7 protein-coding genes are annotated in these 12,300 nt (G+C 57.0%); 4 read left to right on the forward strand and 3 right to left on the reverse strand.

The genetic code is table 11. The features are described 5' to 3' along the window. Positions 1–45: 45 nt before the first annotated feature. The 3 genes from purL to ACR0LL_RS03725 all read right to left on the reverse strand — a co-directional run bounded on the left by purL (position 46) and on the right by ACR0LL_RS03725 (position 5,813). On the reverse strand, positions 46–2,205 hold the full coding sequence (purL, locus tag ACR0LL_RS03715; RefSeq protein ID WP_480584100.1) for a phosphoribosylformylglycinamidine synthase subunit PurL: 2,160 nt from the start codon (positions 2,203–2,205) through the stop codon (positions 46–48). Positions 2,206–2,385: 180 nt separating this feature from the next. Further along, complete coding sequence (locus ACR0LL_RS03720) at positions 2,386–4,632, reverse strand: mechanosensitive ion channel family protein (RefSeq protein ID WP_480584103.1); 2,247 nt, start codon at positions 4,630–4,632, stop codon at positions 2,386–2,388. 272 nt (positions 4,633–4,904) lie between these two features. Continuing rightward, positions 4,905–5,813 carry a LysR family transcriptional regulator gene (locus tag ACR0LL_RS03725; RefSeq protein ID WP_480481095.1) on the reverse strand — a complete coding sequence of 303 codons (909 nt, stop codon included), beginning with the start codon at positions 5,811–5,813 and terminating at the stop codon, positions 4,905–4,907. Positions 5,814–5,982: 169 nt separating this feature from the next. Here ACR0LL_RS03725 and ACR0LL_RS03730 point away from each other — a divergent pair, with 169 nt between their 5' ends. From ACR0LL_RS03730 to argC, 4 genes are all read left to right on the forward strand, one after another. Further along, positions 5,983–9,402 carry an indolepyruvate ferredoxin oxidoreductase family protein gene (locus tag ACR0LL_RS03730; protein ID WP_480584106.1) on the forward strand — a complete coding sequence of 1,140 codons (3,420 nt, stop codon included), beginning with the start codon at positions 5,983–5,985 and terminating at the stop codon, positions 9,400–9,402. Between the two features lie 78 nt (positions 9,403–9,480). Beyond that, complete coding sequence (locus ACR0LL_RS03735) at positions 9,481–10,359, forward strand: lysophospholipid acyltransferase family protein (RefSeq protein ID WP_480584109.1); 879 nt, start codon at positions 9,481–9,483, stop codon at positions 10,357–10,359. A gap of 8 nt (positions 10,360–10,367) precedes the next feature. Continuing rightward, the gene (murI, locus tag ACR0LL_RS03740) at positions 10,368–11,177 is read left to right on the forward strand and encodes a glutamate racemase (protein WP_480584112.1); all 810 of its coding nucleotides are present in this window, start codon (positions 10,368–10,370) and stop codon (positions 11,175–11,177) included. A gap of 94 nt (positions 11,178–11,271) precedes the next feature. After that, positions 11,272–12,300: an N-acetyl-gamma-glutamyl-phosphate reductase gene (gene argC / locus ACR0LL_RS03745; RefSeq protein ID WP_480584115.1), complete on the forward strand. Its 1,029-nt coding sequence runs from the start codon at positions 11,272–11,274 to the stop codon at positions 12,298–12,300.

The following is a 12,300-nucleotide window of genomic DNA, read 5'->3' on the forward strand; positions in this document are numbered from 1 at the left end:
CGCTTATTCAGGGCGCAGGTTTCGAGCGAGTTTTTTTCAGCCTGATCAGGCGACGGCGTCGGCAAAACTGTTGCGGAAAATGGCCTTCAAGTCTTCTAACGAGGCCTCCGAGCCGCCGATCCTGATCGTATCGCCGGTGAAACGGCCAACCGAGACCAGCGGCACACCTGCCTGACCCGCCGCGATCATCAACGCCTCGGCCTGATCAAAGTTGCACGCGACCAGATACCGCGCCTGATCTTCCCCGAACAGGAATTCCGTCGGTGCATCATCCAGGCACACGCCAACCCCGGCGGCCTCGGAAAGTTCGAAGGCCGCCAGCGCAAGGCCGCCATCACTCAGGTCTGTGCAGGCCTTGATCATTCCACGATTGGCGCGAATGAAATCACCGTTGCGTTTTTCAGCGTCCAGATTCACATGTGGCGCGTCGCCATCTTCTCGGTTGAAGACTTCGGCCAGAAGGGCTGACTGACCCAGATGGCCTTTGGTTTCACCGATCACCAAAGCCACGTGACCCTCGCGCACTTCGTTGCCGATGATTTCATCGCTGTGGTTCAGCAGCCCGACAGCGCCGATTGTGGGGGTGGGCAGGATCGCCTGGCCGTCGGTTTCATTATACAGCGACACGTTGCCGGACACGATCGGCATATCCAGCGCGCCAACTGCGGCACCGATTCCCTGAATGGCGCCAACAAACTGGCCCATGATTTCGGGCTTTTCCGGGTTGCCGAAGTTCAGGTTGTCGGTGGTAGCCAACGGTTTCGCCCCAACAGCCGTCAGGTTGCGGTAGGCTTCGGCCACCGCCTGTTTGCCGCCTTCAACCGGGTTGGCGCGGACGTAGCGCGGTGTCACGTCAGAGGTAAACGCCAGCACCTTGTCGGTGCCGTGCACGCGCACCATACCCGCACCCAGGCCCGGTGTCCGGTTTGTATCCGCCATCACCATCGTGTCGTATTGCTCATAGACCCACTGCTTGCCCGCGTAGTTGGGCGACGATAGCAGGGCGCGCACGCCGTCAATCGGATCGATCTGAGGCACTTCGGCCAGATCCTCGGCTTCGGGCGTCGGCACCCAAGGGCGATCATATTCGGGCGCGGTCGAAGACAGTTTGGACAGGACGAGATCGGCCTTGACCTCACCGTTGTGCATGATCAGGAAGCGGTCTTCGGCAATGGTTTCGCCAACGATTGCGAAATCGAGATCCCATTTTTCGAACACGGCGCGGGCCTCGGCCTCAAGTTCGGGTTTGAGAACCATCAGCATGCGTTCCTGAGATTCGGACAGCATCATTTCATAAGCTGTCATGTTCTCTTCGCGCTGGGGGACGTTTTCCAGATCCAGACGTACGCCCAGACCGCCCTTGTCGCCCATCTCAACCGCGGAACAGGTCAGGCCCGCAGCACCCATGTCTTGAATCGAGATCACGGCACCGGTCTGCATCAGCTCAAGCGTTGCTTCCATCAGGCGTTTCTCGGTGAAGGGATCACCCACCTGAACAGTAGGGCGTTTTTCCTCGATGGTGTCGTCAAACTCGGCCGAGGCCATCGTCGCGCCGCCAACACCGTCGCGTCCGGTCTTGGCACCCAGATAAACCACAGGCATGCCCACGCCCGACGCGGCAGAGTAGAAAATCTTGTCACTGTCGGCCAAACCGGCGGCAAAGGCGTTCACAAGGCAGTTGCCGTTGTAAGCGGGGTGAAAGCGGACCTCGCCCCCAACGCAAGGCACACCGAAACAGTTGCCATAGCCGCCAATGCCTTCGACCACGCCGTTGACCAGCTGGCGGGTTTTGTGGTGGCCGGGTTCACCGAAGGACAGCGCGTTCATCGAAGCGATCGGGCGCGCACCCATGGTGAACACGTCCCGAAGGATGCCGCCGACACCCGTTGCCGCGCCTTGATAGGGCTCGATGTAAGACGGGTGATTGTGACTTTCCATCTTGAAAACAACGGCCTGTCCGTCGCCGATATCCACGACACCGGCATTCTCGCCCGGTCCACAAATGACCTGAGGCCCCGAGGTCGGAAGAGTGCGCAACCACTTCTTCGACGACTTGTAAGAACAATGTTCGTTCCACATAGCCGAGAAAATGCCAAGCTCGGTAAAGGTCGGTTCACGCCCGATGATCTCAAGGATCATGTCATATTCCTCGGGCTTGAGCCCATGTGCGGCAATCAGATCGGGTGTGATGGCGGGCTCTTGCATCTTCTGTCCTGTGTCCAAGTGGGCCGAGATTGCGCGCCTTGTAGGGCAAGCACGCGCGTGTGGAAAGGGTCAAGTCGGCGCAGGTCGCGTCTTTCAAAGAAAAACGGAACCGGCATCACAGCCGGTTCCGAATAACCGTACAGCAGTCCTGCTGCAAATCGCCGACGTAAACCCCGAAGGTTACGCCGATCCCTGGTCTTTGTTGACCTCGGCAGCAGCTGCGGCGCCAACAGCAGTCTTCTGTTCGGGCGTCAGATGCTCGACCTCATCCAGCCCGGGGATTGCAACGCGCACCTCGCGGCGGGCAAAGTCGATGCCGTTGGCCTTGAACTCGGCCTTGACCTTGTTGAAGATTTCCTTGCGCAATGTGAATTGCTTGCCCGGTTTGGCCATGAATTTACCGCGAATGATCATGCCCACATCATCAAAGTCGAACACACCCTGAGACTTGAAGGGTTGCAGGAAGCCTTCTTTGTGGGTTTCGTCCTCCATCATTTCGGCCCCGATCTTCTTGAAGATTTTCTTGACCTTGTTGGGATCGGTATCGAAGGGCACGGTGAACTTCAGCTTCATGATCACCCAGTCACGGCTGTAATTCGTCAGCTTCTGGATTTCACCATAAGGGATTGTGTGCACAGGCCCCCTGTGATGACGCAGTTGCATTGAACGGATCGAGATTTTTTCTACCGTTCCGGTGGTTCCGCCCACATCGACATATTCGCCGACGCGGAAGGCATCATCGACCAGAAAGAAAACACCACCGACGATATCCGCCACCAGTTTCTGAGCACCAAAGCCGATGGCCAGACCCAGAACACCGGCACCGGCCAGAAGCGGTGTGATGTTGATGCCCAGCGCACCCAAGGCCAGCAGGCCAAAGATTACCGAAATTGTGACTTGGGCCGTAATCCGCATCAGCGGCAGGACCGTCGCCAGACGAGAGCCTCCGGCACCGCCGCCTTCACCGCCGGCTTCTTCGTCGACTGCCTCAGCTGCGGTCTGTTCCTTGGCCAGCCGACGATTGATCCATAGCGAGACGACCTCGTTCAGGATATAGCCGACAGCGATGATCAGAAGGAATTCAATGACAGCGCCGCCAACTTCGGCACTAACACCGGCCGAGGCGACATTGCGCAGGTCCAGATGCCACGTGCGGGCGATCATGAAAACCACGACCAAACCCGCAATAACCCGCCCAATCCGGATATAGCTGCGCTTGGCCGCGCGATGAGCGCGTTCGGCCAGCGGGCCTTCGCCTGACATTGGCGGCTGCAAGTGGCGCACCAGCCCGCGGATCAAAGTGTCGAGGGCAGGGGCAATCAGCAACCAGAACATGGTTGTGAAATGCGCACCACCTCCAAGCAATCTGAGCGTCGATGGATCGCGTTGTGCGACCAGGAATTCGACCAGCAGCCATATTGTCACCGAAACGCCAATGGCGAAGTAGGGGTAATAATGCGCGACTTCTTCATCGAATTTTGTGCGGTCCGGGTCTGTTCCCAGCATCATCTGAGACAACCCGTCGCGCGCGGTCCAAGCGATGACGGCGATATAGACATGGATTGCCGCATTCAGCCAGAAGGCGATGCGTGTGTCGTCCCCTGTGATACCATTTAGGGCGTTGAATCGCACAACAAACAGTGTGAACCCGATCAGGATCAACAGCCCGATCAGATTGCGATGCAGATACTTTGCCCAATGGTCGTCAATACTCACCAACCGATATTTGGGCTTCTCCGGTGCCAGAACAAAACGTGAGGCCGCAGCCCCCAGGCGCGGGATCCAGATCAGATAGAACACAAACGGAGCGGCATAAGTGATCTGTTCGGGTGTCAGAAGCCCGCGACCAATCGCGCGAATGACAACATAGAACACGATCAGCCCGGCAATTTCGCGGCAGAACCTGCGGAACAGGTAGCTGATGGCGCCCCTGAGATCGGCCTCATCACCAACTTCGGTCGCTTCATGCCAGCGGCGGGTCAGGAAAATGAACAGTTTCTCGGCTATGAAACCCGCAATCAACACAGAAAGAATAAGCCCAAACAGGGTAAGGACGCCGGACGTTCCAAACGTGTCGCTGAAATTGCCAAACGCAGTTATCTGTGCCGTGACAATATTGGGAAGCGTGGTCAGAACATGTGTCCAGGACGAGACCATCTCGGCCCATATCTCACTGATTTCGGTCAGCGGGTCTTCCACGTTCGCCTTCTCGGCAGCCTGCTTTTCGGCGACTGCATCAAGGCGCTCTAACAGAATGGCGCGCACCTGGTCATCTGACATGCGGGCAACCAGACCATCGACCTGTTCAGGTGTTAGATCGTCTGGAATGGTCACTGAAGAAGTTGAGCCGGTATCTTGCGCAAAAAGCGGAACCGCCAAAAATAAAGCGCAGACAATCGCCAACATAAGGCGGAATGGGTGGAACATGGATTTTCCCTCGAACACGAAATTGTATCGTTTTTTTTGGGGATCATATGCCCATGCGTCTATTTTTCCCAGAGCTTTCGCTGACTTAATACAATGCTTTGAGCAAAAAAAAGGCCGAGCAATAAGCTCGGCCATAGTCCAACAGGGAGGTATGAAGATGATGAGCGTTTCAGCATCACCGCCTTCGAGTGCTCATTTAGGGGTCAGTTTGTAAACGTTCAAGGAAATTAACCCTGAAATGTCCTCATGCCCGCTATGCTATTTGTGCATAGCTAAAGTTTTCCCATCTTTTTCAGCTGTTTGCGTTGCGCGATGATCTCGTCCTGCACAAAGTCGCGGAACGCACCGACACGTTTGGAGTGTCGGAGTTCTTCGGGATAAGCCAGATAGACCGGCACGTCAGCGGTTTCGACATCCGACAGAACCGGCACAAGATGCGGGAAATCCTGCGTGACGTAATCTGGCAGAACCCCAATACCGAGATTGTGCAACACTCCCTGAAGGACGCCGAAGTAGTTGTTTACAGTCAACAGGGATGCGGGATTGTAGGTCATAAGGTGGCGTACCATTGCCGCGCTGGCGCCCACCTGGGGTGCCGCGGGTGTTTGACAGATCAGCCGGTGATTTTGAATATCCTCCAGAGATTTCAGCATTCCGCCATGGGCTTCGATGTAGTTGTGCGTCGCGTAAAGCGCCATCTGAACCGTCATCAGGCGTTTTCGCACAAGATCTGCCTGGCTGGGTTCCTTCATGCGAATGGCGACATCCGCTTCTCGCATGGGAAGGTCCAGAACACGTTCTTCCAGCATCAGGTCGATGTTCAGATCAGGATATTGTTCATAAAGCTTGGGCAGGCGCGGCGCGAGCCACAGTGTGCCGAACCCAAAGGTCGTCGTGACCCGAAGAACGCCAAAGACCTCTTCTTCACTGTCGCGAATGCGTGCGGCAGCTGCGTCCAGCCGTTTTGACATGGCGGATGTGGCGTCGAACAACAGCTCACCCTGTTCGGTGAGAATCAGCCCCCGGGCGTGACGGTGAAAAAGGGTGGCATCCAATGACTCTTCCAGCGCACGGATCTGTCTGCTTACGGCGGATTGAGACAAATTGAGCTTGTCCCCGGCATGTGTAAGGCTGCCTGCATCGGCCACCGCGTGAAATATTCTAAGCTTGTCCCAATCCATCGCCGCAACTTTCGTTATCTTTTCGAACGCCTATATGAAACAGGTAACAAGTTCTACAATCAAAGGCCGAAAACGTTACGGTTCAGTGCATAAAGCCTATACAGGTCAGAAATTGTGACCTAAAATGCACTACGAACATGCACACTGATCTGGCGAGGGGAGACGTCTGATGAGTCAGCCACAGATTACGTTAAACGACCGGTTCGATCTTGAGAAAAGTCCCGTTCTTCTGAACGGAACACAGGCGCTTGTCCGGTTGATGCTGATGCAAAAGGCCAGAGACCGGCAGGCGGGACTGAACACGGCGGGGCTGGTGACTGGATATCGTGGCTCGCCACTTGGCGCTGTTGATCAGCAGATGATGCGGGCGCAAAGGCAGTTGTCCGAAAGCGATGTTACGTTTCAGTTCGGATTGAACGAAGATCTGGCGGCAACGGCGCTGTGGGGCAGCCAACAGGCCGGCTTGCGCGGCGACGGCAAGTTCGATGGGGTTTTTGGGCTTTGGTACGGCAAGGGGCCGGGCGTAGACCGGTCCGGTGATGTCATGCGCCACGCGAATATGGCCGGAACCGCCAAGCATGGCGGTGTGCTTATGGCGATGGGTGATGACCATACCGGCGAAAGTTCGACCGTGTTGCATCAGTCCGAATGGTCACTGGTAGATATGTATATGCCTGTCGTCAGCCCGGCGGGTGTGCAGGAAATCCTCGACTACGGAGTTTACGGCTTTGCGCTCAGCCGTTTTGCCGGGGTTTGGGTCGGGCTAAAGACCATGAAGGACACAATCGAGGTTACCTCGGTTGTGGATGGTCGCCCCGACCGAATGCAGGTCGTCGTACCTGATTTCGATATGCCGGAAGGCGGTTTGAATATCCGCCTTGGGGACACGCCGCACCTGCAAGAAACGCGCGTCATCGATTACAAAAGGTTTGCAGCCGAGACGTTTTCGCATGCCAACAAGCTGGACAAGCGGATATGGGGCAAACCGGGTGCAAAGATCGGGTTTGTTGCGGCGGGCAAGAACTGGCTGGACCTGACCCATGCGCTGTCGCTTTTGAATATCAATGAATCCGAAGCCGAACGGCTGGGGATCACGACCTACAAGGTGGGGCAGACCTTCCCGCTGGACATGGTCGGGTTCCACGACTGGGCCGAAGGGCTGGACCTGATCGTGATTGTCGAGGAAAAGCGCAAACTAATCGAGGTTCAGGTCAAAGAGGCTATCTTTGACGACCGTCGCGGCCGCCGGGTATATGGCTGGTACAAAGGCGGTGCCGGTACGTTGCACCGCGATGAACTGTTCCCGACCCGCGGCGCGCTGGACCCGATCATGATTGCCGAAAAGCTGGGTGAGATCCTGATCGAAGAAGGGCGTGAAACCGATGGTATTCGGGCCGGGCTGGCCTCTTTGTCCGAGGCACGCCGAGCCGACAATGCGCAGGAAATTGCAACGCGGCTTCCGTACTTCTGCTCGGGCTGCCCGCATAACAGTTCGACCAAAGTCCCGGATGGCAGCCGTGCCTATGCAGGGATCGGTTGTCATTACATGGTTCAGTGGATGGACCGGAACACCACGGGCTTTACCCAGATGGGCGGTGAAGGCGCGAACTGGATCGGTGAGGCCCCGTTTTCGACCACCAAACATGTGTTCCAGAACCTTGGCGATGGCACCTATAACCACTCGGGCGTTCAAGCGATCCGCGCGGCGTTGTCTGCAGGCACGAACATCACCTTCAAGATCCTGTTCAACGATGCCGTCGCCATGACGGGCGGGCAGGAGAATGAAGGCGATCTGACCGCAGAACGGATCGTTGCCGAAGTCAAAGCCATGGGTGTCCGTGAGGTTGCTCTGGTCTATGACGAAAAGGAAGACGTGAACTTCAAGGCTCTGCCGTCGAGTGTTCAGACGTTCGAGCGTGCGGAACTGATGCAGGTGCAGGAGAAGTTCCGCGAGATCGAGGGTGTTTCGGTCATTGTCTACGTTCAGACCTGTGCGGCCGAGAAGCGCCGCCGCCGCAAACGCGGCACGTTCCCGGACCCGGACAAGCGCGTCTTCATCAATACCGATGTTTGCGAGGGCTGCGGCGATTGCGGGGTGCAATCGAACTGTGTGTCGATCGTTCCCAAAGAAACAGAACTCGGGCGCAAGCGCGCCATCGATCAGTCAAGCTGCAACAAGGATTATTCCTGCCTGAACGGCTTTTGCCCTTCCTTCGTTACGCTTGAGGGGGCGAAGATCCGCAAAGAGGCAACAACCGAAATCGACTTGCCCGATCTACCGATGCCGGTGCTGCCCAAGATCAGCGGTACGCATAACGTGGTGATCACGGGTGTCGGGGGAACCGGTGTTGTCACGCTGGGTGCGATCCTTGCGCAAGCTGCCCAGATTGACGGCAAAGGCGCGGGCATGATGGAAATGGCGGGCTTGGCGCAGAAGGGCGGCGCGGTCCACATCCATTGCCGTCTGGCCAACGCACCCGAAGACATCAGCGCCATCCGTGTCGCAACCGGCGAAGCCCATGCGCTGATCGGCGGTGATCTGGTGGTATCCGCCGGAGCCAAAACATTGGGCCTGACCCGCACTGGCCGTACAGGCGCCGTTGTGAACAGCCATGAGACGGTTACAGGCGACTTTACGCGCAATACCGAGTTCCGCATTCCCGCCGATCAATTGGAACTGGCTCTTCAAGCACGACTGAAAGAAGATGTCTCGCTGTTTGACGCGACCGAGTTGGCACGCGCCGTGATGGGCGACTCGATCTATTCCAACATGATGATCTTTGGCGCGGCCTGGCAGCGCGGGTTGTTGCCCGTCAGCCATCAGGCGATCTTTGATGCCATCGAATTGAACGGAACTACGATTGAACGGAACAAGCGTGCGTTTGATATCGGGCGTTGGGCGGTTCTTCATCCGGCAGAGGTACAGTCCATTCTGTCCCCGACCGTAACCGAGATGCCCAAATCGCTGGATCAGAAGATCGAATTCCGCGCAAGCCATCTGACCGACTACCAAAGTGCGCGGCTGGCCAAGCGGTATCGCAAGCTGGTCGACAGTGTTGAGGATGCGGATATCCGCGAAGCGGTGGCAAAAGGCTATCACAAGCTGTTGTCCTACAAGGATGAATACGAAGTCGCGCGCCTTCTTCTGACAAGCCGTGACAAAGCGGCTGCCGAGTTCGATGGCGATTTCAAGATGACATTCCATCTGGCTCCGCCCTTTTTGGGGGGATCGGGCAGCAACGGCAGACCGCGCAAACGTGCTTTCGGGGAGTCGGTCATTGGCCCATTGAAGCTTTTGACCCGGTTGAAGGCGCTGCGCGGTACGCCGCTGGATATCTTCGGCTATTCGTCGGAACGCAGGATGGAGCGTGCGTTGATCCGTCAATATGAAAAGGACATGCGCGAAGTTCTGCCGCTTGTGTCGCAGACCACGCGCGATGCGATTGCTGCCCTGGCCCGTTTGCCGCTGGATATCCGTGGATTTGGCCCGGTATTGCGCGAGAACGAGGCCAAAGCAGCCAAGCGGCGCGAGGAATTGCTGGCCGTCATTCGCGGCGGAGGGGCAGGGTTGCAGGCCGCGGCAGAATAAAACGTCACAAGCGTGTCACGATAACTAGGCAAAATTGTTACTTGCACTTATTTTGCAGGCAGCAAACCGGAGACCCATATGCCTTCTCGTCGTCATGCCGTTCGCGACATTTCCTACGCGCATTCCGCCGAAACCAAAGGCGGGCGGATGGTCATCAAGCTGATGGAGAACACCACAGGCCGTATGCGCCTGATCAAACGCGCGGACGGGTACGAGAAAGACGTTGCCAATGGGCGCGACTTTTGGGCCGTGATGGTTGAACGTTATGGGCTGACACTGGACGTGTCGGGGGGATCGCTTTCGAATGTTCCGAAAGACGGTCCTCTGATCCTGATTGCCAATCATCCCTACGGAATTCTGGATGGCCTGATGATGGGACATATCCTGTCCGAGACACGGGGTGATTTCCGCATTCTGGCCCATCGGGTGTTTCGCAAGGCCGAAGACCTGAATCGCATCATTCTGCCAATTTCGTTTGATGAAACGAAAGAGGCGATGCAGCTGAACCTTGAGACCCGCAAAACCGCGCTCAGCTATCTGGGCGAAGGCGGGGCGATCGGCATTTTTCCCGGCGGGACGGTCAGCACCGGGGTTAAGCCGTTTTCCCACCCCATGGATCCGGGTTGGCGCGGGTTTACCGCGCGGATGGTGGCCAAATCGAATGCCACAGTTGTCCCGGTTTTCTTTGATGGCCACACGTCTCGTCTGTTTCAGATCGCCAGCCATCTGCACAGTACTTTGCGGATGGGCCTGCTGATCAAAGAGTTCAAGAAACGCGTTGATACACCGGTGAAAGTCGTGATCGGAGAGCCGATACGCCGTGACATTCTGGACCCGCTCAGCAAGGATACGCGCAAGATGATGGATTTCCTGCGCAAAGCCACGTATGAGCTGTCTCCAACGCCGTTGAAGTCTTATGACTACGGCTATGAGTTTGAGGAACGGCATCGCGCCTGAAGGATCTAATGGCAGTAGGTATCTTCGATTCCGGTTTGGGCGGTCTGACCGTCCTGAGTGCCGCGCAGCAACGTCTGCCGGACGTTGATTTCCTGTATTTTGCAGATAGTGCACACGCGCCATACGGTGTGCGTGATGCCGAGGATATCTATCAGCTGACCCGCAAGGCGGTTCAGGATCTGTGGTCGCGTGGCTGCAATCTGGTGATTCTGGCCTGCAACACGGCCAGCGCCGCAGCGTTGCGGCGCATGCAGGAAGAGGGCGTGCCCAGCGGCAAACGCGTTCTTGGCGTTTTTGTCCCGTTGATCGAGGCGCTGACCGAACGGCAATGGGGCGACAATTCTCCGCCGCGCGAAGTGGCCGTCAAACATGTGGCGTTGTTTGCAACGCCTGCCACCGTGTCCAGCCGGGCCTTTCAGCGTGAACTGGCATTCCGGGCCATCGGTGTGGATGTCGAGGCACAGGCCTGTGGCGGCGTTGTGGATGCCATAGAAGACGGCGACATGATCCTGGCCGAAGCCCTGGTGCGCAGCCATGTGGATGCGCTGAAACGCAAGATGCCGGAACCTCAGGCCGCTATTCTGGGCTGCACGCATTACCCGTTGATGGCCGAAGCATTTCAGGCGGCGTTGGGTGAAGATGTGCAGGTTTACAGCCAGGGTGCGCTTGTTGCTGAAAGCCTGGCAGATTACCTGCAACGTCACCCCACCATGTTGGGCGACGGCCCAAGTGGTTTCCTGACAACAGGCAAACCCAATGTTGTCAGCGACCGGGCGACGCAGTTCCTCCGACGACAAATCACGTTCCAGGCTGCCTGACTTAGGTCAAGGACGCAGCCGCTCTGCTTCCCTTATTTCAAGGCCGTCGCATCGGCGGTCGAAACATGTGACACTCAAGTGAAAGAGGTCTGACATGACCCACAAAATCGCAATTCTGGGCGCTTCGGGCTATACTGGCGCTGAACTGGTGCGGCTGATCGCCGAGCACCCGAACATGGATATCGTCGCGCTGGCCGCCGAACGTAAGGCTGGCATGACCATGGCGCAGGTCTTCCCGCATCTGCGCCACATGGATCTGCCGGATTTGTGCAAAATCTCCGAGATCGACTTTGCGCAGGTCGACCTGTGTTTTTGCGCCTTGCCGCACAAAACCAGTCAGGAAGTGATCCGGGACTTGCCGAAAGACCTGAAAATCATTGACCTGTCCGCAGACTTCCGGCTGGCAGACCCCGACGAGTACGAAAAATGGTACGGCAATCCGCATATCGCGCTAAAACAGCAGGAAGAGGCGATTTATGGTCTCACCGAGTTCTACCGCGAAGACATCAAGGGGGCACGGCTTGTTGCGGGTACCGGGTGCAATGCGGCGACCGGCCAATATGTTCTGCGGCCACTGATATCTGCCGGGGTCATTGATCTGGACGATATCGTTCTTGATCTGAAATGCGCCGTATCAGGGGCAGGGCGGTCACTGAAGGAAAACCTGCTGCACGCTGAACTGAGCGAAGGCAGCAATGCCTATTCCGTCGGAGGGACACACAGGCATCTTGGCGAGTTCGATCAGGAGTTTTCGAAACTTGCCGGTCGGGCTGTGCATGTGCAGTTCACGCCTCACCTTATTCCTGCAAACAGGGGAATTCTGGCCACAACCTATGTGAAGGGTGACCCGCACAGCATCTACGAAACGCTTGCCAAAGCCTATGCGGATGAGCCGTTCATCCAGATGCTGCCGATGGGTGAGACCCCTTCGACCCACCATGTGCGGGGGTCGAATTTCTGTCACATCGGTGTTGTAGCCGATCGGATTGAGCGGCGCGCAATTGTGATTGCGGCGCTGGATAACCTGACAAAAGGTAGCAGTGGGCAAGCCTTGCAGAACGCGAACCTGATGTTAGGTGAAGATGAAACTCTGGGCCTGATGATGGCCCCACTTTTCCCGTGA

This window comes from Ruegeria sp. AI2 (genome assembly GCF_056541275.1).

Excerpts from the sequence above, each read along its gene's own strand:
- purL (WP_480584100.1), bottom strand. The coding sequence starts at position 2,205 with ATGCAAGAGCCCGCCATCACACCCGATCTGATTGCCGCACATGGGCTC.
- ACR0LL_RS03720 (WP_480584103.1), bottom strand. The coding sequence starts at position 4,632 with ATGTTCCACCCATTCCGCCTTATGTTGGCGATTGTCTGCGCTTTATTT.
- ACR0LL_RS03725 (WP_480481095.1), bottom strand. The coding sequence starts at position 5,813 with ATGGATTGGGACAAGCTTAGAATATTTCACGCGGTGGCCGATGCAGGC.
- ACR0LL_RS03730 (WP_480584106.1), top strand. The coding sequence starts at position 5,983 with ATGAGTCAGCCACAGATTACGTTAAACGACCGGTTCGATCTTGAGAAA.
- ACR0LL_RS03735 (WP_480584109.1), top strand. The coding sequence starts at position 9,481 with ATGCCTTCTCGTCGTCATGCCGTTCGCGACATTTCCTACGCGCATTCC.
- murI (WP_480584112.1), top strand. The coding sequence starts at position 10,368 with ATGGCAGTAGGTATCTTCGATTCCGGTTTGGGCGGTCTGACCGTCCTG.
- argC (WP_480584115.1), top strand. The coding sequence starts at position 11,272 with ATGACCCACAAAATCGCAATTCTGGGCGCTTCGGGCTATACTGGCGCT.